Origin of the sequence: Citrobacter sp. U14242 (assembly GCF_046555775.1) — a bacterium.
Lineage (GTDB): Bacteria > Pseudomonadota > Gammaproteobacteria > Enterobacterales > Enterobacteriaceae > Citrobacter.
In genome coordinates this window covers 110,389-135,688 of the sequence record NZ_JBKGLW010000012.1, presented here as the reverse complement: position 1 = coordinate 135,688, position 25,300 = coordinate 110,389, and the positions used below count along the sequence as shown (strand labels likewise).

The 25,300-nt window shown below is 53.5% G+C and carries 17 protein-coding genes and 1 other RNA gene; 8 read left to right on the top strand and 10 right to left on the bottom strand.

Going from position 1 to position 25,300, the window contains the following annotated elements; all coding sequences use genetic code 11:
• Positions 1 to 70 precede the first annotated feature (70 nt).
• The 7 genes from ACLJXE_RS19760 (at position 71) to ACLJXE_RS19730 (ending at position 17,807) form a co-directional block, all read left to right on the top strand.
• Entirely contained in the window at positions 71 to 11,008 is a 10,938-nt protein-coding gene (locus ACLJXE_RS19760; RefSeq protein ID WP_410751785.1) for a BapA/Bap/LapF family large adhesin, read from the top strand.
• Between the two features lie 101 nt (positions 11,009 to 11,109).
• On the top strand, positions 11,110 to 12,519 hold the full coding sequence (locus ACLJXE_RS19755; RefSeq protein WP_410751784.1) for a TolC family outer membrane protein: 1,410 nt from the start codon (positions 11,110 to 11,112) through the stop codon (positions 12,517 to 12,519).
• Positions 12,516 to 14,702: a type I secretion system permease/ATPase gene (locus tag ACLJXE_RS19750; RefSeq protein WP_410751783.1), complete on the top strand. Its 2,187-nt coding sequence runs from the start codon at positions 12,516 to 12,518 to the stop codon at positions 14,700 to 14,702. Before ACLJXE_RS19755 ends, ACLJXE_RS19750 begins: the two co-directional genes overlap by 4 nt.
• Before the next feature lie 7 nt (positions 14,703 to 14,709).
• On the top strand, positions 14,710 to 15,873 hold the full coding sequence (locus ACLJXE_RS19745; protein ID WP_410751799.1) for an HlyD family efflux transporter periplasmic adaptor subunit: 1,164 nt from the start codon (positions 14,710 to 14,712) through the stop codon (positions 15,871 to 15,873).
• A 72-nt stretch (positions 15,874 to 15,945) separates the two neighbouring features.
• Positions 15,946 to 16,309, top strand: a transfer-messenger RNA (tmRNA) gene (gene ssrA, locus ACLJXE_RS19740).
• Between the two features lie 178 nt (positions 16,310 to 16,487).
• Positions 16,488 to 16,814, top strand: coding sequence for a hypothetical protein (locus ACLJXE_RS19735; RefSeq protein WP_410751782.1), 327 nt, complete (start codon positions 16,488 to 16,490; stop codon positions 16,812 to 16,814).
• Between the two features lie 321 nt (positions 16,815 to 17,135).
• Positions 17,136 to 17,807 (top strand): SOS response-associated peptidase, encoded by a 672-nt coding sequence (locus ACLJXE_RS19730; RefSeq protein WP_410751781.1) that lies wholly within the window; start codon positions 17,136 to 17,138, stop codon positions 17,805 to 17,807.
• On the opposite strand, the gene ACLJXE_RS19725 is transcribed toward ACLJXE_RS19730, so the two are convergent.
• Together ACLJXE_RS19725 and ACLJXE_RS19720 are read right to left on the bottom strand one after the other, a co-directional pair.
• Positions 17,800 to 19,068 carry a Y-family DNA polymerase gene (locus ACLJXE_RS19725; RefSeq protein WP_410751780.1) on the bottom strand — a complete coding sequence of 423 codons (1,269 nt, stop codon included), beginning with the start codon at positions 19,066 to 19,068 and terminating at the stop codon, positions 17,800 to 17,802. The genes ACLJXE_RS19730 and ACLJXE_RS19725 overlap by 8 nt on opposite strands.
• A gap of 2 nt (positions 19,069 to 19,070) precedes the next feature.
• Positions 19,071 to 19,490, bottom strand: coding sequence for a translesion error-prone DNA polymerase V autoproteolytic subunit (locus ACLJXE_RS19720; protein WP_286575043.1), 420 nt, complete (start codon positions 19,488 to 19,490; stop codon positions 19,071 to 19,073).
• A 77-nt stretch (positions 19,491 to 19,567) separates the two neighbouring features.
• Here ACLJXE_RS19720 and ACLJXE_RS19715 point away from each other — a divergent pair, with 77 nt between their 5' ends.
• Entirely contained in the window at positions 19,568 to 19,810 is a 243-nt protein-coding gene (locus ACLJXE_RS19715) for a DinI-like family protein (protein ID WP_000497431.1), read from the top strand.
• 55 nt (positions 19,811 to 19,865) lie between these two features.
• On the opposite strand, the gene ACLJXE_RS19710 is transcribed toward ACLJXE_RS19715, so the two are convergent.
• Genes ACLJXE_RS19710 through ACLJXE_RS19675 form a run of 8 tightly spaced genes read right to left on the bottom strand, consistent with a single transcriptional unit; the run spans position 19,866 to position 25,298 of the window.
• Positions 19,866 to 20,393 carry a tail fiber assembly protein gene (locus ACLJXE_RS19710; protein WP_410751779.1) on the bottom strand — a complete coding sequence of 176 codons (528 nt, stop codon included), beginning with the start codon at positions 20,391 to 20,393 and terminating at the stop codon, positions 19,866 to 19,868.
• A 2-nt stretch (positions 20,394 to 20,395) separates the two neighbouring features.
• Positions 20,396 to 21,685 carry a phage tail protein gene (locus ACLJXE_RS19705; RefSeq protein WP_410751778.1) on the bottom strand — a complete coding sequence of 430 codons (1,290 nt, stop codon included), beginning with the start codon at positions 21,683 to 21,685 and terminating at the stop codon, positions 20,396 to 20,398.
• Positions 21,678 to 22,241: a phage tail protein I gene (locus ACLJXE_RS19700; protein ID WP_410751777.1), complete on the bottom strand. Its 564-nt coding sequence runs from the start codon at positions 22,239 to 22,241 to the stop codon at positions 21,678 to 21,680. The genes ACLJXE_RS19705 and ACLJXE_RS19700 overlap by 8 nt, the downstream gene beginning before the upstream one ends.
• Complete coding sequence (locus ACLJXE_RS19695) at positions 22,231 to 23,151, bottom strand: baseplate J/gp47 family protein (RefSeq protein WP_410751776.1); 921 nt, start codon at positions 23,149 to 23,151, stop codon at positions 22,231 to 22,233. The genes ACLJXE_RS19700 and ACLJXE_RS19695 overlap by 11 nt, the downstream gene beginning before the upstream one ends.
• Positions 23,135 to 23,488, bottom strand: a complete 354-nt coding sequence (locus ACLJXE_RS19690; RefSeq protein ID WP_410751775.1) for a GPW/gp25 family protein — start codon at positions 23,486 to 23,488, stop codon at positions 23,135 to 23,137. The genes ACLJXE_RS19695 and ACLJXE_RS19690 overlap by 17 nt, the downstream gene beginning before the upstream one ends.
• Positions 23,489 to 23,526: 38 nt before the next feature.
• Positions 23,527 to 24,645 carry a late control protein D gene (locus tag ACLJXE_RS19685; protein WP_410751774.1) on the bottom strand — a complete coding sequence of 373 codons (1,119 nt, stop codon included), beginning with the start codon at positions 24,643 to 24,645 and terminating at the stop codon, positions 23,527 to 23,529.
• A gap of 1 nt (position 24,646) precedes the next feature.
• Positions 24,647 to 24,862 (bottom strand): tail protein X, encoded by a 216-nt coding sequence (locus ACLJXE_RS19680; RefSeq protein WP_040230745.1) that lies wholly within the window; start codon positions 24,860 to 24,862, stop codon positions 24,647 to 24,649.
• The gene (locus ACLJXE_RS19675) at positions 24,837 to 25,298 is read right to left on the bottom strand and encodes a phage tail protein (RefSeq protein WP_410751798.1); all 462 of its coding nucleotides are present in this window, start codon (positions 25,296 to 25,298) and stop codon (positions 24,837 to 24,839) included. Before ACLJXE_RS19675 ends, ACLJXE_RS19680 begins: the two co-directional genes overlap by 26 nt.
• Positions 25,299 to 25,300: the final 2 nt, after the last annotated feature.

Sequence of the window (25,300 nt, the reverse complement as noted above, 5' to 3'; positions counted from 1 at the left end):
ATCTGTCAGCTCATTTTCCCAACACGCTATTGTGGATTAATACTCTCGGCCTCTCATCAGGAGTGAATATATGCGTCTACTCGCCGTTGTATCAAAATTGACTGGTGTTTCCACAAATATTGAAGCTTCTGAAGTCACGCTCAATTCACCTTCCATCGTGAAGCTGTCTGTTTCTCGTGAAGAAATCAGTCAGCTTACCCGCATAAATCAGGATCTGATTGTCACACTCCGCTCCGGTGAAACCATCACAATTAAAAACTTTTACGTTGGAAAAGGTGATGAACAAAGCCAGCTCGTACTTGAAGATAGCAACGGTGCGCTATGGTGGGTTCAGGATACGGATGGCGCATTCCACTACCAGCATCTGGACGATCTCACCCCATTGATGGCGAGTGACGCCAGTCATGAAGGCGGCGCAGTTTGGCCCTGGGTTCTTGGCGGGGTCGCCGTGGCTGGGGGAATCGGCCTCGCCGCAGGCGGCGGTGGCGGTGGCGGTGGCGGTGGCGGTGACGGTGACGGTGACGGTGACGGTGACAATAATGCTGGCAATGGCAATAATGCTGGCAACGGCAATAATGCTGGCAACGGCAATAATGCTGGCAACGGCAACGAAGGAAATGGTGATGGCGGCTCCCCCCCCACAACAACACCCACGATACCCACTGTGCCGATGATTACCAGCGTCACTGACAATCAGGCTCCCATTACTGGTCTCGTCAATCAACAGACGTCTACTAATGATAATACGCCAGAACTGCAGGGCACTGGCCCCGCGAACGCAACCTTACATATTTTCGATAACGGTACCGAAATAGGCCAGGTCACTATCGATGCCAACGGAAACTGGACGTTTACGCCATCTTCCCCGCTCGCGGAAGGTACTCACCAGTTTACGGTCAGCGCATCAAACAATGCGGGCAGCAGCGCAATGTCGGACAGTTGGGTCATTACCATCGATATCACCCCACCTGCCGCTGCAATAATTTCTTCAGTGAATCAGGAAGGCACCACGGTAACGGGTAGTGCAGAGCCAGGAAGCACTGTCACTATCATTGGCAGTAACAACCAGGTTCTGGGCTCAGCACTCGTCGGTTCAGGCGGCACCTTCACTATTGGCATATCGCCCTCGCAAACACATGGTGAAACGCTGACAGCAAAGATTCAGGATGAAGCAGGCAATATCGGGCCAGATACCGCATTCAGTGCCTCAAATTCCGGTTATCCAGGCGTACCTGTGATTGTCAGCGTTATGGATGATGTCGCCCCCTCCGTTGGGCCATTGACCAACAATCAGTCCACTAATGATGCGACCCCAACGCTTTCCGGGACAGCTGACGCTAACAGTACGGTTAAAATTTACAATAACGGAGCATATGTCGACAGCGTCGTCGCCGACAGCAACGGTCGTTGGGACTGGACCTCCAGCACAAACTTGCGGGATGGCCCATATGCCTTCACCGTTACGGCAACCAACCACCTGGGTACGGGGGGAATGTCGACGGCATTCAATATCACTATCGATACTCAGCCGCCGTTATCACCAGACGATCTGAACGTGTCCGCCGATGGTGCTTTCGTCACGGGTACGGCTGAACCCGGCAGTACCGTGACGATAACCGACAATAACAATCAGTTAATCGGCAGTGGTGTTACCGGGCCAGATGGCTCGTTTACTATCACCCTAAACCCACCGCAAACCAATGGCGAAACCATAACCGCTATCGCTACCGATCCGGCAGGAAACCCGAGTTTGCCTGAAACGGCGATCGCTCCCGATATCACCGCCCCGCTACCGCCCACAAACCTGACAATCAATAACGCGGGCGATCAGGTTTCCGGCACGGCAGAGCCCAACAGTACCGTACATATTCTCAATCCTGGTGGCACTATCATTGGCACAACCACCGCTGATGCTGACGGAGATTTCACCGCCACACTGGTTCCGCCACAAACTAACGGCGAACATCTTATCGCCAATGCAACGGATGCAGCAGGCAATACCAGTGGTAACACTGCAGTCACAGCACCAGACAGCACCGCACCGGAAGCACCGACAGGGGTGATCGTCGCCGGGGATGGTGGTTCAGTGAGTGGACATGCTGAAATCGGCAGCACCATCACCGTAAAAAACAGCAACGGGAATACGATTGGCGTGGGTCAGGCAGACAGCGGTGGTCACTTTGTTGTGTCAATCACCCCGTCACAAATCAATGGTGAAACGGTAAAAGTGACCGCAACGGACAGTGCTGGCAACGAAAGTCTGCCCACTTCCGCGCTGGCTCCGGATATTACCACGCCAGACCAACCGATTATTATTGCCGTCTTAGACGATGTTCCCGATGTCATCGGAAAAATTGATAACAACACGCTGACAAACGACGATAAACCGGAAATTAAGGGCACTGCCGAAGCGGGCTCGCAGGTAAAAATTTACGATAATGGCACCCTGCTAACCACCATTACCGCCGATATTAATGGTAACTGGGACTACACGCCGACCACTGCGCTGAGCCAGGGCGCACACGTGTTTACGGTTACGGCAACCGATGCCGCCAACAACACCAGTAGCGCCGCCAGTTGGAAAATTATTGTCGATAGCGTCGCGCCGACCGTCCCGGTCATTACTCTGATTAACGATGACGTCGGAACCATCACCGGTAACATCGCGAATAACAACGGGATAACCAACGACAACACGCCGACCCTCTCAGGGACCGGCGAGCCAGGCTCGCTGGTGAACCTGTATGATAACGGTTTGCTGATGACGGTGATGCTCATCGACAAGTCAGGTACCTGGAGCTATACCGTCCCGGACAACAAGCAGCTTGCCGAACGCGACCATCGTTTTACGGTATCCGCAACGGATGCCGCCGGTAACGTCGTCACCTCCCCCGTTGCTGTCACCATTACCGTTGACACCCAGCTTCCAGGGGTACCCGCCATTTCAGCCGCCACCGATAACGTCGGAAATGCACCCGTTGACTTGCCTTCTGGTAGCCGCTCAAACGATAACCTGCCGTCACTGAAGGGGACCGGAGAAGTTGGATCCACCATCACTATCTACGATGGTGCCACCCCTATTGGAACGACCACAGTTGTGGCCGGAGGAACCTGGAGTTTTCCGGTCACCCAACCACTTAGTGAAGGCTCGCACACATTGTCAGCTATCGCGACAGATGCGGCAGGTAACGCCAGTACCGCCGGAAGTTTCATGCTGACTGTCGATACAACGCCACCCGCGGCCCCGATCATCACCTCAGCGGAAGGGCTTATTGGCCTTGAAACTAAAGTACTGAGTAATGGCGGCAGTACGAAAAGCGACAACCCCAAACTGTCCGGAACAGGTGAACCGGGCGCGACAATTACGATTTATGATAATGGCAGCCTCGCTGGCGTCGCTACCGTACAGCCAGACGGCACATGGACATTTACCCCAACCTCACTTGCAGATGGGCCGCATAAATTCACCGCCACGGCGACCGACGCCGCGGGCAACACAGGGATCCCATCGGCGGGCTTTACGCTGACGGTGGATAACCTACCACCAGCGAAACCCGAACCACCAACCATCACTGATGATGCCAATCCGATAACAGGAATTATCACCAACGGCATCACCAACGATACCACGCCAACCTTCAGCGGTACGGGAAGCGCCGGGGATCTGATTACCATTTATCTTAGCGGTACTCCGCCATTGCAAGGTACGGCAACGGTTGGCGCAGACGGTACCTGGAGCTTTACGCCACCCGTCCCTGTAGCCCCAGGCAGTTACCAGATAACCATCACCGCAACCGATCCTGCAGGCAACGTCAGCCTGCCATCAGTAGCGACTAACCTGGAAATCGACACCACACCATCTGCTCCTCCGGTGATTATCGCCGCCAATGATAACGTCGGCGGCTTCCAGGGCGATCTCGCCCCCAACGCGATAACCGATGACACAACCCCGACCATTCGCGGAACTGGCATCAGCGGTGACATCATCACCCTGTACAACGGCAGTACGGTGATCGGCACCACTACGGTGGTTGGCGGCGTCTGGAGTATCACTCCCGGAACTGCGCTGGCAAACGGAAGCTACACGCTGACCGCCACCGCCACCGATGCAGCAGGTAACGCCAGTGGCAGCTCAAACAGCGTCTCGTTTACGGTTAACACAACAACGCTGACCCAGCCGCAGGTAACGGATATTCAGGATAATGTCGGCGTCATTACTGGCTCACTGACCAGCGGTGGTGTGACGGACGATACCACCCCGACGATCAGTGGGACCGGCACGCCGGGCAGTACCGTATTCATTTATGAGGGTAGCAATCCTGTTGCTACTGCCACCGTTGCCGCAAATGGCACCTGGAGTGTGGATGTTCCCCTCACACCCAATACCACCCACACGCTAACTTTCGGTGCCGAAGATGCTGCTGGCAACGTGCTGTCGGCAGGCAATCCGGTGACGTTGAAAATTGATACGCTGCCCCCCGGCGACCCAATCGTGACTAGCATTAACCCTGATGGTACACAGGTAAGCGGTACAGCCGAAATTGGCAGCACCGTCATTATTCGCAACGGAACGACGGTTCTCGGTCAGGGAGTCGCAGACGGTTCAGGAAATTACGCCATCACGATTTCACCGGCGCAAACGGCAGGTCAGGCACTGAATGCCATCGCCCAGGATCCTGCGGGTAACCAGAGCAATCCCACACTGTTTACCGCTGCCACATCCAGCGTGCCACACCCGCCGACACTTGACATCGTGGACGACGTTGCCCCCGGCATAGGCTTAATCGGCAACGGTAACACCACCAACGACACCTTACCGCTGTTGCAAGGAACCGCCACGGCGGGAGCAACGGTCAGCATTTTCCAGAACGGCGCACTCCTCACCACGGTAACTGCCGATGCCGTTTCTGGCGCGTGGAGTTATCAACTGCCTACGGCACTGACAAATGGCACAACTTATAATTTCAGCGTGTCACAAACCGTCAACTCAATATCCAGCGGTCAGTCGCCCAATTATGCCATTACCATCGACACCACCGCGCCACTGGCACCAACCATCACCCACATTGTCGATGATGTTTCACCCGGCACCGGGTCGCTGGATAAAGGGCAAATTACCAATGACTCACGCCCAACCTTAAATGGAACCGGCGAAGCGGGCGCAACCATCACCCTCTACGATAACGGTATCGCTTATGCCACAACCACGGTAAACAACAACGGATTCTGGAGTTTTACTCCGGCAGAAGGATTGGAAGAAGGCACGCATGACTTCACCGTGCGCGCCACCGACGCGGCGGGTAATCAGGGAGTCGCATCCGACGATTTTCGGATCATTGTCGATAGCTTAGTCCCGGACGCGCCGTCCATTGTCACGGTAACGGACAACGTTGGCACGACCCAGACGCTCACCTCCGGGCAGTCAACCAACGACAACACGCCAACGCTTGCTGGCGTCACTGAAGCAGACTCTGTGGTCACTGTTCGCGATAATGGCGCGGTAATTGGCACCACCACCAGCGATGAAAACGGCAACTGGAGCTTTACACCGGCTCCAGCACTTAGTGAAGGCAATCATTCGTTAACCGCAACCGTCACGGATGGTGCTGGTAATATCAGCCCGGCAAGCCCACCTTTCGTTCTGGTCGTCGACACACTCCCGCCCGCCGCACCGATCATCACCTCAGTCATTGACGATCAACCTGGCAATACATCGCTGGCTAACGGGCAACTGACCAACGACGCCCAGCCTACGCTAAACGGCAAAGGGGAAGCCGGTGCGACTATCACGATAAAAGATAAAGGCATCGAAATAGGTACCGCACGGGTAGACGAATCGGGCAACTGGACTTTTACACCGGAAAACGCGCTAAGTCAGGGGCAGCACGTCTTCACCGCAACGGCCACCGATTTAGCCGGTAATACCGGGGGAGCTTCTTCATCCTTTACCCTCGAACTGGATTCTATTGCGCCCGTAGCGCCGGTCATCAGTACGGTGCAAGACAACACGGCCCCCTCCACCGGGCCTATCAGTAACGGTCAAACGACGAACGAAACCCGTCCGGGACTGAGCGGCACTGGCGAAGTGGGGGCGACCATTACCGTTCTGAGCGATGGCCAACCCATTGGCACCACCACCGTGGGCGCAGGCGGTATCTGGAACTTTACCCCAACGGATGCGCTGAGCAACGGACCGCATACATTGACCGTCACCGCCACCGACAGCGCGGGCAATACCAGTTCTGCCTCCACCGGCTTTACGCTCACGATTGATACCGTATCGCCGGGTATCCCCGTCATTTCTCAGGTAGCAGATGATGTCGGCCCGCTGACGGGTAATCTGAATAACGGTCAGGTGACAAACGATGCGCGCCCTACCCTCAGCGGCACGGCGGAGGCCAATTCAACGGTCAAAATTTACGACAACGGTACGCTGATCGGCACTGTTTTGGCAGACGGGGGCGGAGCATGGATTTTCACGCCGGGAACAGCGCTGAGCAACGGTAACCACACGCTGACGGTGACATCTACGGACGCGGCCAGCAACGTCAGTGCTTCGTCTGCCGGGTTTGCCCTGATTGTAGACACTGTCGTCCCGCTGGCACCGACAATCATTCAGGCATTTGATGACGTGCTTCCGGGCACCGGGACACTGTCGAGCGGCGCCTGGACCAACGACACCCGCCCCGTACTGAGCGGTTCGGCGGAGGCCAACGCCCGGATTGCCATTTACGATAACGGCACGCTGCTGGGGACGGTAACAGCCACAATAGATGGAACATGGGAATATCTGCCACCCACACTGAGCAACGGGCAACATACATTCACTGCTATCGCCACAGACGCTGCAGGCAATATCGGTGCCACCTCAAGCGGATTTATTATTAATGTCGATACGAACCCACCGCCGATCCCACAACTGATTTCGGTCATAGATGACATCGCAGGCGGTGTTTTCAATGCAGCGCTGAGCAATGGGCAGCTAACCAACGATGCCCGCCCAACGCTCAACGGTACCGCCGAAGCCGGTAGCACTGTCAGTATCTATGACGGGAACACTCTGCTTGGTACTGCGCTGGTGCAAAGCAATAATAGCTGGACATTTACCCCAACCACGCCGCTCGCGACCGGGTCCCATACCTTCACCGTGACCACTACCGATGCGGCAGGTAATACCAGCGGCGCAACAACAGGTTTTACCGTGGTGGTGGACACCGCAGCTCCTGCGCAGCCTTCAATAAGTAGCATTATTGATGATGTTGGCCCCAACACCGGTGCGATTGGCAGCAACCAGCCCACCAATGACTCACGCCCAACCCTGAACGGCTCCACAGAGGCCAACGCGCGAGTCGATATTTATGATAATGGCAGTTTTGTCATCAGCGTAACGGCTGACAGCACCGGCAACTGGAATTACACGCCGTCCACGGCTCTGGCTCAAGGGGCACATTCTTTTACCATCACAGCGACAGATGCTGCGGGGAATACCAGTGGATTATCGTCTGCGGCAGCCATTGTGGTCGATACCATCGCACCCGGAGTTCCAACCGGGCTGGCGGTCAATGCCAATGGTACGATGTTAACCGGCGTGGCCGAAGCGAACAGTACGGTCATTATCACCTCCAGCAGCGGAACGGTACTCGGCACCACAACAGCGAATGCTTCCGGTAACTTCACCTTTACCCTGAATCCACCGCAAATTAGCGGACAAACGCTGCTGGTTAGCGCTCAGGATACCGCCGGTAACATCGGTACCCCAGGCAACGTACTGGCCCCGTTTACCGGTGTTCCGCCAGCGCCGATTATTTCCAGCGTATTCGATGATGTCGGCACCATCACGGGCCTGGTCACCGCCGGGAAAACAACGAATGATACCCGCCCGACACTGAACGGAACTGCGCAGGCAAACGCCGTTATCAACCTGTATAACAACGGCACGTTGATGGGTAGCACAACCGCAGACGGGAATGGGATCTGGAGTTTTACGCCAGGCAGCGCCCTCAGTGAAGGCAACCACGCGTTTACCGCCAACGCCACAAATGCCAACGGCTCGAGCGTGTTGTCTGGCTCGTTCAGCGTCATTGTGGATACCACGCCACCGCCCCCTCCTACGATGCTGATCAGCGCCGATGGCGGAACGGTGAGCGGTATCGCCGAAGCCGGCAGTACGGTTACGATATCCCTGCCCGGTGGCACCAGCGTGACAGCGGTCGCCAACAACAGTGGGGTCTACAGCGCCACCTTGCCTGTACGCCAGATTGAAGGTCAGTCGTTATCTGCAACGGCAACCGACGCGGCGGGCAACATGTCATCGCCTGCCAGCATCATCGCGCCGGTGCTCCCCCTGCTGGCTGAAGATAATGTCACCCGTTTGCCGCTACAGACTGACGTGACAGTCAGCACTGAGCATCAAAGCGATTACGGTTTCCTGCTGGTGAACGCACTGGGTAGTGTCGCCAATGTGCTGGGTAACGACACGGCAAGTGTTAATTTCAGCATCCAGTCTGGCGGTAGTGGCGCCATCACCATCAACGCCGCGGCGACCGGCATTGTGCTGTCACTATTGAGCTCAATGGAGATAGTTATCCAGCGCTATGACACCTTGCTCAACACCTGGATAACCGTGGTCGATACCTCAAAACCCGATTTTGCCAGTTTGCTGACCATCGGAGCCTCTGGAGTGACGCTCAATTATGATGGGCTGACAGGCGGGGATTATCGCGTGGTCAGCTTCAACACTAACCTGCTGGCGACCGGCGCTTACACCAGCCTGGACGTTGCCGTGGTGAAAACCAGCGGCGGAACAATCACCGGGGGGACCACAAAATCCGGTAACATCATCACCGATACCGATCCAACAAACGGTCAAGATAACGCTCCTTCCGGTACGCTGGTCACCGCCATTACCGATGGTAACGGCAACGTGGTAAACGTCACGGCCGGCGGCGTGGATGTACAGGGTAAATACGGCATCCTGCATATTAACCAGGACGGCAGTTATACCTATACCCTAACCAATACAGCAATATCGGTGTATGGCCGCTCCGAAAGCTTCACCTATACGTTGACGCATGGCACAGACCATTCCTCAGCCAAACTGGTTGTCACGCTGGGCCAGGCCCCAACCACCAGCACGGTAACAGCAGCTGACGATATGGCGTCACTGACGTACGGAACCCAGGTGATCGCGGTCGACCACGGGACATCAAAACAAACGGGCTTCACGCTGGCAAATGTCGGGCTGGGTGATGTCCTCGACGTCAGCCTGGTCAACGGGTTGACCAACCCGATCAAATTCAACGTTGATGACGGAGCCACCCGTACGCTAACCGTCCAGGCTAATGTCCTCGGCGTGACGCTTGGCGGTTTTGATCTCTATGTCTACCGCTTCAATGAGGCTATTCAGCAGTATGAACAATATCGGGTGCAGCCAAACTGGGTTACGGCACTACTGGGCGGCAACTCTTCGGCGTATACCATTACGCTGCCGGGTGGTGACTACCTTTTCCTGCTTAACGCCTCCGGCGGTCTGACGTTACTGACCAGCTACACCCTGAATATTCAGGCGGATCATACCTACGCGGTGGACAGTCTCAGCGCGGTAACCAACGGTAATATTCTGGTCAATGACTCAGCCCCGATAAACAGCGTCATCACCGAAGTGAATGGTGTGGCGATTAACGGGACGGGCACCACCAGTATTAACGGACAATACGGCACCCTGTCTATCGACGCGAAGGGGAACTATACCTATACCCTGAAAAGTGGGCTGGGTGCCGATAGCATCAGCACACCGGACAGTTTCGTCTATACGGTCAAAGCCCCCAATGGCGATACAGGAAGCGCCTCGCTGAACATTACGGCGACCCCGCAGGCGCTGGACGCAGTCAATGACGTCAGCAGCATGATGGCGGTGAGTACCGTTCAGGACTCTGCGGCATACGGAAGCGGCGCGCTGGGCACAGCGACAATTCCGACGCTGGGGAGCAAAGCAACCGGTTCAGGTTCGTTTGACATCGCAACAAATGACGTGCTGAAAGGCGCCACACTCAACTTCAGCATCGGCACACTTATCACCGTCGGTACACTGGGCATAACCTGGACCATAACCGGTCCTGACGGATTCTCGCTTTCAGGCTCTGTACCCGCCAGTTCCATCAGCCTGTTAGGCAGTTCAATTTCCGTCTCGCTGGGTAATGCCGAGCTAGCCGCGGGTCATTACAGCATCAGCTTCACAGGGACGATGGGAGGGCTGGCCGTTGGCAACGTCAGCATTACGCCGAACGTCACGGGCACGACATGGCACCTCAATACCTGGGACGTTAACACCACGACGGTGAATGGCAATATTTTTGATGGCAGTGATGCCGCTGGCGCGCACGATCAGCTCTCAACCGTCCATACCCAGCTCACTATCACCGGCTTTAACGGCAGTACCGCCACACTCAATCCGACCAGCAGCATCAGTAGCACAACAATTCAGGGTCATTATGGCTCACTGACCATGAATCTGGATGGTTCATACATCTATACGCTGAAGCCGGGTACAACCGTGGCGTCGATGACCAGCAAGGAGACCTTTACCTATACGCTTAACGACCAAAACGGGCATACGGACACCGCGACGCTGACCATCAATATGAATCCACAGATGGCAAGCACCGCGCAGCATGACGTGATCATCGGCTCGGCCTACGGCGATACGCTGATTTATCACCTGCTTAATGCCAGCAATGCAACGGGCGGTAACGGAACGGCAGACACCTGGACCAACTTCTCACTGGCTCAGGGCGACAAAATAGACATCGGCGACCTGTTGGTAGGCTGGAATGGGCAGAACGCCACGCTCGGCAACTATCTCACTGTTTCCACCAATGGTAACAACACCGTGGTGTCTATCGACCGGGATGGTACGGGCACCACTTATCAATCAACTAATCTCGTGACATTGGAGAACGTGCACACCACGCTCGATGAGCTGATCCAACAAAATCATATTGTGACCTGACGTTAGCACCAAAACGCTAAAACTCTATAACTACAGCCCCGGATGCCATGACGTCCGGGGCAATAACAGTCGTCACTGCCCTATTTTACAAGGGATAAACCATGAGAAATGTCGCCCCTGTCGCTGTACTGCTGGCATTAACGCTCTGTTCCGTTCGTGCGAATGCCGAAGATGAACCGCAAATTATTACGCCGGAAGGGCTGGCAACCCGTCAGATGCTTCCCTCTCTGGATGGCTCTGTGGCCGATCTACCGCTAAGCGTTGCCGCTCCCGGAAGTCTGACACTTAACAACGCGGTGAGCCGCGCCGTGAGCTGGCATCCTTCTATTCGTGAATCCATTGGCAAACTGCTCTCGCAAAATGAGCAGATAGACGTGGCGAAAGCGAAATATTATCCGCAAGTTACAGCCGGAATGAACAACGGCTACAGCAATACCTACACCGACCATGGCTTCAGCCCTGCACTGGTCATTTCGGTGTCACAAATGCTGTATGACTTCGGCAAAGTCGCAAGCCAGGTGCGCGCCGAAACCGCCGGTTCGGCACAACAACAGGCAAACGTGTTACTCAGCATTGATACTGTCGCCCACGCCACCGCCAATGCTCTCGTCCAGGTTCAGACATGGCAACAGATGGTGGATGCCGCCGAAGAGCAACTGATCGCGCTAAACGGTATTGGTCGGCTGACCAGAGAACGTAATGATGAAGGGGCGACCTCGCTGTCTGACGTGGTACAAACCGATGCGCGTATTGAGTCTGCTCGTTCACAGCTGGCGCAATATCAGGCCAATCTCGACAGTAGCAAAGCGACATTGATGAGCTATCTCGGCTGGCGCTCACTTAACGGCATCAGCAATGAGTTTCCGGTAAAACTGGACAGCAGTTGCGATGTCGTAAAACCGGAGGATAAGTTAGTTCCTGCAGTGCTGGCGGCCTGGGCGCAGGCGAACGTCGCACAGGCCAATCTGGATTACGCCAACGCACAGATGACGCCAACCATTTCCCTGGAGCCATCTGTTCAACACTATCTCAACGACAAATACCCCAGCCATGAGGTGCTCGACAAAACGCAGTACTCCGCGTGGGTCAAAGTCGAAATGCCGCTGTATCAGGGCGGCGGTCTCACCGCCCGGCGCAACGCCGCCAGCCACGCGGTAGAGTCCGCACAGTACTCTATTCAGCGCACCCGACTTGAAGTACGGCAGAAATTACTGGAATCCCGCAGCCAGGCAATGAGTCTCGCTACTGCATTGCAGATCCTGCGCCGCCAGCAGCGGCTGAGCGAACGCACTCGTGAACTGTATCAACAGCAGTATCTGGATCTCGGCTCACGCCCATTACTTGATGTTCTTAACGCCGAACAGGAAGTGTACCAGGCCCGTTTTGCCGAACTCCAGACCCAAAGCCAGCTTCGCCAGCTACAACTGAACTGCCTCTACAACACCGGATCGTTGCGCCAGGCGTTCGCCTTAAATAACCGCAGCATTCAATCGGTGGAGATCCAGCTATGAGCGACGTCGAAACGGTTGTTGAAGATGCGATTGGCGAACCCGCCCTGAGCCAGTGGGCGCAGGCCGTTACCCACATTGCCAGACACTATCGCCTTACTTGCTCGCCTGGCGCTATCCAGGCCAACGCCCCATGGTTCGAGGGGAAAAGCAAAACCCTTGCTTTGACGCAATTAGCGCGCCAGGCGGGACTGTCCTTTCATGTACTGGACACCGCAAAGCAGGTACTTAACCAATGGCGTTTGCCAGTGGTGGCAGAACTGCACGACGGCCAAATCATGGTGATAGAACATTTCAACGGTGAAGACACACTGGATGTCTTTATCATTGCCGGCGAGGGACAACGCAACCGGCTGGCGGTGGCAGAGCTTCTGCCAGAAATCCATGCTATCACCGCACTGCGCCCGTTATCGGCGTTAAAAGACAGTCGGGTTGATCGCTATATTTCGCGCTTTAAACCCGACTGGATACGCGAGCTGGTTTTGCAGGATATCCGCCCTTACCTGCCCGTTATGATTGCTGCGTTTCTGATTAACGTCCTGTCGCTCTCCGGAATAATTTTTTCAATGCAGGTTTACGACCGGGTGATCCCCGCCCAGTCGTATCCGACTCTCTATGTTCTCTCGACCGGCGTCCTGGTCGCGGTATTGTTTGGCTTTTTGCTTCGCGAAGCACGTACCCACATTATGGATCGACTCGGTAAACGCGCAGACATGCGTATTTCCGATCGCGTGTTCAGCCACGCCCTGCGGTTGCGTAACAGCGCCGTCCCCCGCTCCACCGGAAGCTTTATATCCCAGCTCCGCGAGCTGGAGCAGATCCGGGAGATGATCACCTCCTCAACCCTGTCGACCATCGTCGACCTGCCGTTTTTCCTGCTGTTTATTGTTGTCCTGGCGTGTATTGCTCCGCCGCTGGCGTGGATAGCCCCAGTCGCTGCCATTCTGATGATTCTGCCGGGGCTGTTATTACAGAAAAAACTGGCGGTGCTTGCTAACCAGGCCGCACATGAATCCACTCTGCGCAACGCGGTGCTGGTCGAAAGCGTTCAGGGGCTGGAAGATATCAAGCTAATGCAGGCGGAGAACCGCTTTTTACAGCAATGGAACAGCTATATCCGCATTACTGGCGAGTCCGGACTACGCACACGCAAGCTTACCCAGGGGCTGATCGGCTGGGGGATGTCGGTACAAAGCCTGGTTTACGCCGCCATCATTATGTTCGGTGCGCCCATGGTGATTGAAGGCACGATGACCACCGGGGCAGTGGTGGCCGCCTCGATGCTCGGATCAAGGATGATCGCCCCGATGGCTAACCTGTGTGGTGTGCTGGCACGCTGGCAGCAGGTCAAAGCCGCCAAAATGGGGCTGGACAGCATTATGCAACTTCCCACCGAGACGCAGCACGATGAAGACCGGGTACACCAGGAAATCTTCCGTGGCCACTATCTGTTTGAAAATGCGCACTTTCGCTATCACAGTGACGACCAGCGCGTACCGTTACGCATCTCGCGTCTGGAAGTGATGCCCGGGGAGCGGATTGCTATTCTCGGGCGTAACGGCGCGGGTAAATCAACCCTGTTACAGGCTATGGCGGGCGGCGTAGAGATTATTCAGGGTGATGTCCGACTCGATAACCTAAGCCTGGCACAAATTGATATGGCTGATTTACGCCGTAATATCGGCTTTCTCAGCCAGAACGCTCGGCTTTTTTTCGGTACATTACGCGAGAATCTGACACTCGGCGCACCCCATGCCAGCGACACGCAGATATTCGAAGCGCTGGAAGTCAGTGGCGCGTCTGCATTCGTCAAACAGCTCGCCAAAGGGCTGGCGCATCCCATTATGGAGGGCGGTAATGGGCTTTCCGGCGGGCAGCGCCAGTCGATTCTGCTCGCAAGAATGTTACTGCGTTCGCCCAATATCGTCCTGCTCGACGAACCCAGTGCCTCGCTGGATGAACACACCGAACGGGAATTTATACAACGGTTAAACCAGTGGCTGGGCAACCGCACACTGATTGTCGCCACACATCGCGTTCCGGTTCTGGAGCTGGTCGAGCGCGTGGTGGTGCTCAAAGAAGGTCAGCTGGTCATGGATGCCCCAAAAGCGCAGGCGCTAAATGCAAATCGGGCACCTGCACAGACTCACGCTCGGGAGTGGAAAAATGAAAACCAATCCGCATGACGCCGCCATGGACGATCTCGATATCCGCCAGGAATACCGTTTTTCCGGCGCCAGTCGCATTATTCTGCTCAGCACACTGCTTTTTGTCATCCTGGGGGGATGGGCGTATTTCGGTAAGCTGGATGAAGTCTCTACTGGCAGTGGGAAAGTCATCCCCAGCTCTCGCGAACAGGTATTGCAGTCACTTGACGGTGGGATCCTCGCCGAACTCAGCGTGCACGAAGGTGATAAAGTTCAGGCCAACCAGATTGTCGCCCGCCTCGACCCAACGCGTTCTGAATCCAACGTGGGTGAAAGTGCCGCCCGATACCGTGCATCTTTAGCATCAAGCGCCAGACTGAATGCCGAAGTCAACGATTTGCAGCTAACGTTCCCCAGCTTGCTGCAGGCCTGGCCGGAACTTATCGCCTCTGAAACCCGGTTATATAAAAGTCGCCGGGCACAGCTTGCCGATTCGATGGTGGAACTACAGGATGCGCTGGTATCCGTGAACAAAGAACTGGCGATCACCCAACGGCTGGAGAAAAGCGGTGCCGCCAGCCATGTGGAAGTGCTGCGCCTGCAACGACAAAAAAGCGATCTTGGACTCAAAATAACCGACCTGCGCTCGCAATATTACGTGCAGGCGCGAGAAGCGCTGTCGAAGGCCAACGCCGAAGTAGATATGCTGGCGGCCATCTTAAAAGGTCGAGAAGATTCCGTCACCCGCCTGACCGTTCGCGCCCCGATGCGCGGTATCGTAAAAAATATTCAGGTCACCACGATTGGCGGCGTTATCCCCCCTAACGGCGAAATGATGGAGATTGTCCCGGTAGACGATCATTTGCTGATTGAAACCCGCCTGTCACCGCGCGATATCGCGTTTATCCACCCTGGACAGCGGGCACTGGTAAAGATTACTGCCTATGACTACGCCATTTACGGAGGGCTGGAGGGCGTGGTCGAAACCATCTCCCCAGATACCATTCAGGACAAAGTGAAGCCGGAGATCTTCTACTACCGTGTTTTTATACGTACCCATCAGGACTTTTTGCAGAACAAGCTGGGACGCCATTTTTCTATCGTACCGGGCATGATTGCCACTGTGGATATAAAAACAGGTGAAAAAACCATCGTCGACTATTTAATCAAACCATTTAATCGTGCAAAAGAAGCACTGCGCGAGCGGTAAATCCTTGCGGTTAAAGGGTTGTGGGGGCTGGTCACGTGTGTCACAAGTCTGATATACTTACTACAACACATTGGGGCTGATTCTGGATTCGACGGGATTCGCGAAACCCAAGGTGCATGCCGAGGGGCGGTTGGCCTCGTAAAAAGCCGCAAAAAAATAGTCGCAAACGACGAAAACTACGCTTTAGCAGCTTAATAACCTGCTCTGAGCCCTCTCTCCCTAGCTTCCGCTCTTAAGACGGGGATCAAAGAGAGGTCAAACCCAAAAGAGATCGCGTGGATGCCCTGCCTGGGGTTGAAGCGTTAAAACTAATCAGGCTAGTCTGGTAGTGGCGTGTCTGTCCGCAGGTGCCAGGCGAATGTAAAGACTGACTAAGCATGTAGTACCGAGGATGTAGGAATTTCGGACGCGGGTTCAACTCCCGCCAGCTCCACCAATCATGATTGGACAGTGCCAGGACAGCACTAGCAAAAACAGGAAGTTAGCAGTCTCAGCAGGACACCGACCAGACGGTGATGGGACAAAAAAGGATACGCAAAGGAGCCGCGGCTCTTTAGTGACATGAAAGCCCGCTTATGCGGGCTTTTTTATGTAAAGGATATAAGGAGAAGGCAATGTCATTAAGTTATGCTTGGGAAAAATTCCATACCGCAGTTTTAACTTTGGCTGGCGATGGCAACATTAAGGAGCGATTGTCCAACGCTTTTATCTTTAGTATCGATCACATTAAAGCTTCTGAAGATATCCCCGAGGATCTTCGTGAACAATTCGAAAGCCTTTGTGATAATTTGACCCGAATCGATCCAGTTGGAAACGAAGGAAAAGTCCAGGCTACAGTATCCCAAATTGATTCCTTTGAACTTTCCAAAACCGCAGAAGATATAGTCAGCTTTTACGACACCATCTGCCGCCGTTTAGCTCTAGAGGATGGCTATCTCTAACATGGGGTGTCGGGGGTCGGAGGTTAAAATCCTCTCGTGCCGACCAAAAACTCCTTTAAGAACCAGCCTTTACGGCTGGTTTTTTTATGCCTATTTTCTGAACGGGGAAGCAACGGGGAATTACGGGGGAATAATCCCGTCAAATGTTGCCTCGGATCGCTACCACACAATGATTAAGTAACCTTTTCACTTTCGGAATTCATCAATTCACAAAACCATCATTCCGATTTACCTTACAAGCTCCTTTTAAATCTTTAACGGTGCGCACCACTTTTTCTTACTGCCCTATACTTTCAGTCTGACATATGGCTGGAGGTTTCTATGTGTGGACGCTTTGCACAGTCAATGACGCGTGAAGATTATCTTATCCTGCTCGCTAATGAATTAGAACGCGACATTCCATACGATCCAGAACCCATCGGAAGATTCAACGTAGCGCCAGGAACAAAAGTTCTGCTTCTGAGCGAACGTGATGAGCAGTTGCATCTTGATCCAGTTATCTGGGGATACGCCCCCGGTTGGTGGGATAAACCGCCGCTCATTAACGCACGGTATGAAACTGCGGCCACCAGCAGAATGTTTAAACCACTCTGGCAGCATGGCCGCGCAATTTGCTTTGCTGATGGATGGTTTGAGTGGAAAAAGGAAGGCTATCAGAAACAACCCTACTTTATTCACCGGGCAGACGGTCAGCCGATTTTTATGGCGGCGATCGGCAGCACACCATTCGAACGTGGAGATGAAGCTGAAGGATTCCTGATAGTAACAGCTGCTGCCGATAAAGGACTGGTAGATATTCACGACAGGCGGCCTCTGGTACTGTCACCAGAAGCTGCTCGCGAATGGATGAGACAGGACATTGGAGGGAAAGAAGCGGCGGAAATTGCAGCCGACGGTTCCGTGCCAGCTGATAAATTTATATGGCATGCCGTAACGCGTGCCGTAGGGAATGTGAATAATCAGGGAGCAGATTTAATTAAGCCTGTTACTTAACCTGAATCAGATCCTCATAGCGAGTCGTATATCGTGGTGACAACAACTCTCTCTTCATCGCCCACTGTTGCTGGATCCCTTGTCCGGCGAAATAAAGCGCCCCCCTTCCTTCCTTTGCATTCAGATGATCCAGAACTTCCATCAACTTCTCACTACCCCGGCGAGGCGCATTATCATCGAACAGATTCAACTGGGCGATGCCCTGACTGAAGAAGTCCCCCAGCATTACCCCGGCTTTCTGATATCTGTGCCCGTCTTTCCATATCGCATCCAAGCTTCGCGTCGCTGCTGTAATGATGTCCCGGCTGTCCTGTGTTGGCGTGAGCAGTTTCACTGATGCGCTGTTACTGTAGTACGGTTCGTTCAGCGCAAAGGGTGACGTTTTGACAAAAGTAGATATGAAGCGGCAATACTGATGCTCTCCACGTAACTTTTCTGCGGCGCGCGACGCATAGCTACAGATGGCCTGCCGCATAGCGTCATAATCCGTAATACGTTCCCCGAATGATCTGGAACAGACAATTTCCTGCTTTACAGGTGCAAATTCCTCCAGTTCAAGACAGGGTTCGCCGCGCAGTTCGCGTACCGTTCTCTCAAGGACAACATTGAAGTGCTTCCGGATAAAACGAATATCAGTATCAGCCAGATCCAGAACCGTCTTAATCCCCATTGCCTCCAGCTTTTTGCTGATGCGGCGTCCTACTCCCCATACTTCATCAACCGGAAGTGCAGCCATCAGTCTGCGCTGGCGATCCAGGTTAGATAAATCCACCACCCCACCCGTCTTTTTCTGCCATTTTTTTGCGGCGTGATTTGCCAGCTTGGCCAGCGTTTTTGTCTGAGCAATGCCAACACCAACCGCCAGGCCAGTATTTTGATAAACCGCATCTTTTAACTCACGCCCAAAATCCTCCAGAATGCGGCAATTCCTTACGCCGGAAAGATCACAGAAAGCCTCGTCTATCGAATAAATTTCGCATCGTGGTGACAATGCCTCCAGTGTGGCCATTACCCTACTGGACATATCCGCATACAGTTCATAATTGCTGCTGAAGCAAACAACACCACATCGGCGGAATAAGTCCTTTTGCCTGAAATATGGGTCTCCCATTTTCACACCAATCGTTTTGGCCTCAGCGTTACGGGCAATAACACAGCCATCGTTGTTTGAGAGAACCACAACCGGCCGTCCCTTCAGGTCTGGCCGAAATGCAGTCTCACAACTGGCATAAAACGAGTTCACATCAACCAGAGCAAACATGTTTAGCTTGCCGCTTTCACGATAAACGTCACAACGCCAAAGATATCCAGCGTATCTTCGCTGTTTATCCTGATGGGAGCATAAGCACTGTTTTCAGGAATAAGCATAACTACCGGCTTTAACTGCAGACGTTTAACAGTAAACTCGCCATCAATGGCAGCAATCACAATATCTCCATGCACAGGCTTTCTTGATCGATCGACGACCAGCAAATCGCCATTACCGATACCCGCACCGATCATGGAATCGCCAGATGATTTTACGAAATAGGTCGCGCTAGGGTGTTGCACTAACAACTCATTGAGATCAATGCGTTTCTCAACATAATCCTGCGCTGGAGAAGGAAATCCGCATGGAACCAAATCGCCGAATAAAGGAAGCGCAACTATCTGACGTAACTCGACTGGTGAATAAAACTTCATAATAAACTCACTCGCATTGATACTGTTCATACATACAGTATATACTGTCATTATATACAGTAAAGAGGAGCTAAAGCATGTTTGTGGAACTCGTTTATGACAAAAGGAATTTTGATGGGCTGCCTGGTGCAAAAGACATCATTCTGGGCGAATTGACTAAGAGGGTTCACCGGATTTTCCCGGATGCTGATGTCCGGGTAAAACCGATGATGACACTGCCGGCGATCAACACTGACGCCAGCAAGCATGAGAAAGAACAGATAAGCCGTACTGTTCAGGAAATGTTTGAGGAAGCTGAGTTCTGGTTAGTGAGTGAATGAAGTTCTTAAATATCCGATACAACTTTGTTTTGATTAAGTTGCAGCGGATGAATTCTCAATCAAGCCCCTGTTGATCTGGTTTGTCCGGCCAGACAATTTCCAGGGGCTTACTGGTATTAATCCTGCTCAGAAGTACGGAATATCTTTCCCATTCAGTGAGCAGTGATGTCTCCTGAGCGGTTGACATCCCCAGTTTTACGGATCGGGAAAGCGGTGCAATAGCGGCTTCTGCTTCGGCATTAAGTGTTTTTTTCTTTTCTTCTGCCTGCCGTTTTAGTTCTTCATCAGTGTACTTCCGGGGAATAACTTTTCCCCCGTCAAATACCCATCCGCCGAAAATGTCACAACCATCAGGAATGCTGTCAACATCAACAACCGTCAAACCGCCGGGATAAAGCCGGGATGCATCTTCGCTAATGCTGCGAATAACGCCCGTATCATTTTCGATAGCCAGGCTGTATTTCTTTGTGAATTTTGGCAGTGATTTATACCAGTCCTTTCCCGTGGAATCGATAAAATACTGAATATCATCACCCAAAAAAAATTCGTCAGGAATATAGCGTTGTAAATTAATTAATTTCATTTTTAATCACCAATCGTTACCCAGCCACCATTTCGCCAAACTTGCAGAGGACGATATAAAGCGATACCGACCTGATTGCTCTCGTTTCCATTCCCGCCAGTCAGGACGCAGCCGGAAGGTGCTTCCACCAGTCCGCCATCCATAACCATACTGCTCTGCGCACCACGTTTCACACCAGTAACAAAGTTTTGGTTAACCCAGTTTTTTGCATCATTAATGCGATTAGTTATCCAAATATTTATCCAGCCAGGATTACCGTTCTCTCCCCATGCGGTTCCGTAAATATTTGCATCGGCCTGGATTGTACCTGAACCAAATTTTATATTAGCCTGTGGAATACTTAACTCGCCAGATTCCAGATTGAACATAAATTGCTTAACAGGACCACCACCCCACGGAACACCAAAAATACGGAACCTTCTGTCAATAAGATCCATACTCACAGATGCCCCCGTTGTGGTGTTAATAATTGTGTACTGCGGGCTGTCTGAACTTGATGTTTTAAGGACGATATCGCTTTCGACCAGCGTCAAGCCTCCGGTCATCGTGTCGCCGTTTTTATCAACGGCATTAGCTGCTTTATCAACCGTGGGCTTTAAACCGATATTCTGGACAAATAAAGCCGGATTAGGGATATCAGCGCCGTTCCTGTCTTTTTCCAGTCGCGCATTCGCATTATCCATCGCGATTTTGACAGCCAGCGGAGTCGCCGACTGTGTTTCACTGGTGCTGTTCACCGCACTGTTAAGCTGGAGCAGTCCCTTTTGTTGTGTAGAACCATCAACGACACCAATTGACTCCCGCGATGTTTTTTGTGCTTCCGCGCCACGCGCTTTTATCTCTTTCAGGTTCTGGTCTATACGCAGAAATAACCCATCTCCTGTGGAAACATTCAGCGTGATGCTTGAGGTATCTGATACAGCCAGGCGAAACTGCATATTTACGCTGACACCACCAACAGGTTTATCGATCGATGGGCAGTTTGCCACCGCGTAAAGTTCTCCGGTATCCGTCATTAAACCAACTTCACGAACGGTAAATCCACCAATCCCGGTCGGCAGAACGATTTTCGCCATTAACTGCGTGGACTGTTCCGGTGACACAACCAGATCAGCGATATATCCCCGGTAAGTTTCATTAATCAACCGGACTTGCGCCGGATCGGGCTTGACCTGTTTGCCATTACTGTCACCCACCACAAAGTGAGTCAGTGCAATCAGACGACCACTGGTAAGCGCCTCTGCCTCCAGTTCTTTACCCCGGTTAGTGATAATTGAGTAGTAATCAGCCATGAGATTCCCCGGCAAAAATGTCCACATCGATATGCGCTGTTGTCGCACCCGAAATATAAAAAACCCCGTCCATACCCACATTCGCCATCACATCAATTTTGCTCAGATAGCTGCGCAGGTTCTTGGCACGGTCAGTAAGCTGGCGGATCTGATGATAGAGAGCGTCACTGACCCCTTCACTGCTCTGTACTTCAATCCGGAAGGTGTAAGGTGCAGCGCGTGGGGTGTCTTCCCACCACTCAACCACGGTCGTGGGCAGGTTCACTGACCCGAGAGAACGGCGGACCGCCCCGGCCGTTCCCCTGTGCTGATGAACATAAGCGGCATCTTTTATCACCTGCCGCTTTTGCGCCTCTGTCCAGCTGTCATCCCAGAAATCAACAGCATGCTCCCAGGCCAGCCAGGGGAGAAGATGCGCCGGGCAGGTATCAGGGTTTTTGGACTTGCGCACCATATTGGTATCGAGAGTGGCGATTTGCTCCGCGCTGGCCTGCTCCTGCGCCCGCTCTTCATGAAATGCGCCAGGAGGCAGCAGGGATCGAAACTTAGCCGTCATTGCTGCTTACCTCCCTGCGGGTAACATTAATGGCGGTACACCACGGCGCTTTACCCGCTTCCGCTTCCAGATCTGCCACCGGAGAAATCAGCCTTACCCTGACCACACCGGATTGCTGCAGAGATGCATAAATGGCGGACAACGGGACGACGGTTTTAATCCGATGGGAAAGCGTGGTGTATGACCGCAAAACATCAATGGCATTATTCAGCACCGTACTGGCGTCCGGTCCTTCCGGAATTTCCAGTTCCGCCGTAACAGCATAGTTTGCAATCGTGGCACTTTTTACTGTCACATAGTCCGTTAACGGGCGGATTTCATCCGCATTCATCGTGCTGTTAACCTTATCGAGTAGGCGCTGCTCCGCCGTCCCATCCCCGGTACGGGACAGGACATAGACATCAACATATCCGGGCCGGTTATGGGTTTCCGGCCCATAGGCATCGGCATCCAGCACATCCGTGTCGGCAGACTTTGCATGAAAGCGGTAAGCGTTACGTGCGCCTGCTGTATTCAGCTGTGCCCATGAAAGCTGGATACGTTCGCGAAATGCTGCATCACCTTCCAGTTCAGGCTCCACAGGCGGAACGGCAAACGGATCGCCGGGCTTAATCACCTGCCGTTTAACGTTGAATGCGGCACCTATCTGGTCAAGGTCAGCCTCTTTTGCACTCGCGAGAAATACTGCCCGCACGGCATCATTAACCCGCTGAAAAGCCAGCGTCAGCTGATAGGCATTCACCTCCCCCTGCTTAAACGTCGGATCGGATTCCACCAGCGCATCAAACTGCTCATCAAGTTCCCGCAGGCGCGCCAGCCACCGGGTGAAGATTTCAGTCGCATCCGGTACCACAATGGCATCCGGTACGTCCAGTTCGGACAGGTTGATCACGTCATAGCTGCTTGCCATAAATCGTTATGTCTCCCGTTCTGACAGGTAAATTGGTTTCCTTGTTGATCCCCTCGATATCCAGTACACAGCCGGGCTCCCCTTCGGGAAAGGAGACAAGCACACGGGTTACCTTCAGCCGCGTCTCCCACCGGGCCAGAGCGGTCGCAGACGCGGCGATTATTTGTAGACGGGTCAAATCATCCCGTGGGTTATCCACCAGCGAAAACAGATCACTGCCATAGTCACGGACAAGAACCCGGCTCCCGATGGGCGTGGTCAGTATGTCGCTGACGGACTGGCGCAAATGGGAGACGCCGGACAGGCGCTTTCCGGTCCGGTTGTTTACACCGTTCATGATTAAATTCCTTTGCCGAGTCGCCGGATGGCGGCGGGTTAACCGAAGTAGGACGGGCCTGTTTTGTCCTGCTTTTCTGATTTTTTCGAAGCCGCTGCGGGTTTACGAATGTCCACGACAAGGTTGTAGGTGTAGCTGAATCCTGCTGACGTCAGAGAAAAGACCAGAGACTCAACCACCCAGGCCCGATCCTCACGGGAGCCAAAACCGGAAGTCGTCACACCTGCCTCTGCTGTCAGCGGAACATGTTTGGGGCGACATGGCCCCGTGAGCGTCATTTTCTGCTCGTTACGTTTTGCCTGAGTTTTCCTGGAGTTTGCCTGTTGCTCGGCAGTGGTTTTCTCCGACTGGGTATAGGGATTGATCATCGCCGGGCCATCATGTTCAACCGAGGAGGTTTTTGTCGTACCATCCTCCTCGTCGTAATAACGCACGCCGATTTTCTCTTTGGCTTTTCCTCCGCTCCCCGTGGCTTTCCCCGTCGAACTCCCCCGCTCACCTTCATTGTAGGACCAGTTTGATACTTCATCCGGTGTGATGGTTATCCCGCCAGTCTGTTTCCCTGAAGCCGTGACCGTGGCTCCCTGCTGCAAAAAAAGCCAGTAACCGCCTGATGGTTTGCTCACTGCGTTGTAGTCACGCGCAAGCCTTGCAAGAAGGTTGGCATCAGATTCAGCCACCTGATCGATGTGGCTGATATGAATATCTTTCAGCGCGTCGGCCACGCGGGGAATAAGCCCGTTATCGGTGGCCACTGTTTTGACAACATCGGCAAGGCGAAGGTTATCCCAGCTCCGGGTCTTCTGGCTGGTCACGTCTCCGGGGTGTTTCTGGGCATTCATCGGTGCGGCGGTCGCATACAGCTCGATACGCCTTGGCGGACCGCCGCTCGAGACGCCACTGACAACAAACCAGCCTTTATCGATCAGTTGATCATTGAATCCCAGAGCGACCCGAAGCCGGGCACCTTTGGTGGGAAGCGCCAGCGTTTCAGAGATGAGACTGATTTTCAGTTCATCTGCTTTTGCTGTTGCCCCACCATAATCCGTCAGGGTCAGTTCACTCAGGCACTCTTGCAGCACCCGGGTTATATCTTTCCCTTCGGCCTGTATGCTGAATGCCGGCGCATATTCCGGCCTTGCTGTCTGATCTGCCATATTAATCCCATAAACTGAATGGCGATTCCGCAACAGGTGTCACCAGATCCGGCAGTGTGATGTACAAGCCGGAAGGATACACTGCCCCCTGCTCCGCCAGCCCCTGATTGGCCTCAAGAACCTGAGTCACTGAGTCTGAAATGTTTTCAGTACCGTAATGCACGGCGCAAATCGCATCCAGTACGTCCCCGTCACGGGTTTGATAGATCGTCGGCATAGTGTTTTAGCGTCATCGTCCAGTTTTTATTTCGGTGACCACCACCCGGTAAAAACTTATTCGTCGTGTCTGAAAAGTCGGTCACCACCCACCACCCCAGCACATCACCTTCTCCGCTGACAAGCTGCTGAGGTTTAGCCTGATCGGCAAGATCAAACAACTCATTCACCGCTCCCACCCCTTTACGGAAAAAGGCGTGAGACTGCCCTTCAAGCCTGACAGTACGCCCGGGCTTTCCGGTATACTGAAGAAGGTCCTGTTTGCCGATGCGTTCCTGTTCGCTCCAGCGCCAGCTGGCCTCACGGGAGAGCTGATGATAAGCCGTTGTATCAATCGAAAAGGCAAAATTCCCCAGCATCATCATGACGCGGGCTTCCTGCCCACCCCGTAATGCGCCTGTACTGCGCTGACCGGAATCTTCAAATATCGGGATAATTT

What these genes read in the sequence shown, in the direction of transcription:
- ACLJXE_RS19760 (WP_410751785.1), top strand. Translation starts at nt 71, where the DNA reads ATGCGTCTACTCGCCGTTGTATCAAAATTGACTGGTGTTTCCACAAAT.
- ACLJXE_RS19755 (WP_410751784.1), top strand. Translation starts at nt 11,110, where the DNA reads ATGAGAAATGTCGCCCCTGTCGCTGTACTGCTGGCATTAACGCTCTGT.
- ACLJXE_RS19750 (WP_410751783.1), top strand. Translation starts at nt 12,516, where the DNA reads ATGAGCGACGTCGAAACGGTTGTTGAAGATGCGATTGGCGAACCCGCC.
- ACLJXE_RS19745 (WP_410751799.1), top strand. Translation starts at nt 14,710, where the DNA reads ATGGACGATCTCGATATCCGCCAGGAATACCGTTTTTCCGGCGCCAGT.
- ACLJXE_RS19735 (WP_410751782.1), top strand. Translation starts at nt 16,488, where the DNA reads ATGTCATTAAGTTATGCTTGGGAAAAATTCCATACCGCAGTTTTAACT.
- ACLJXE_RS19730 (WP_410751781.1), top strand. Translation starts at nt 17,136, where the DNA reads ATGTGTGGACGCTTTGCACAGTCAATGACGCGTGAAGATTATCTTATC.
- ACLJXE_RS19725 (WP_410751780.1), bottom strand. Translation starts at nt 19,068, where the DNA reads ATGTTTGCTCTGGTTGATGTGAACTCGTTTTATGCCAGTTGTGAGACT.
- ACLJXE_RS19720 (WP_286575043.1), bottom strand. Translation starts at nt 19,490, where the DNA reads ATGAAGTTTTATTCACCAGTCGAGTTACGTCAGATAGTTGCGCTTCCT.
- ACLJXE_RS19715 (WP_000497431.1), top strand. Translation starts at nt 19,568, where the DNA reads ATGTTTGTGGAACTCGTTTATGACAAAAGGAATTTTGATGGGCTGCCT.
- ACLJXE_RS19710 (WP_410751779.1), bottom strand. Translation starts at nt 20,393, where the DNA reads ATGAAATTAATTAATTTACAACGCTATATTCCTGACGAATTTTTTTTG.
- ACLJXE_RS19705 (WP_410751778.1), bottom strand. Translation starts at nt 21,685, where the DNA reads ATGGCTGATTACTACTCAATTATCACTAACCGGGGTAAAGAACTGGAG.
- ACLJXE_RS19700 (WP_410751777.1), bottom strand. Translation starts at nt 22,241, where the DNA reads ATGACGGCTAAGTTTCGATCCCTGCTGCCTCCTGGCGCATTTCATGAA.
- ACLJXE_RS19695 (WP_410751776.1), bottom strand. Translation starts at nt 23,151, where the DNA reads ATGGCAAGCAGCTATGACGTGATCAACCTGTCCGAACTGGACGTACCG.
- ACLJXE_RS19690 (WP_410751775.1), bottom strand. Translation starts at nt 23,488, where the DNA reads ATGAACGGTGTAAACAACCGGACCGGAAAGCGCCTGTCCGGCGTCTCC.
- ACLJXE_RS19685 (WP_410751774.1), bottom strand. Translation starts at nt 24,645, where the DNA reads ATGGCAGATCAGACAGCAAGGCCGGAATATGCGCCGGCATTCAGCATA.
- ACLJXE_RS19680 (WP_040230745.1), bottom strand. Translation starts at nt 24,862, where the DNA reads ATGCCGACGATCTATCAAACCCGTGACGGGGACGTACTGGATGCGATT.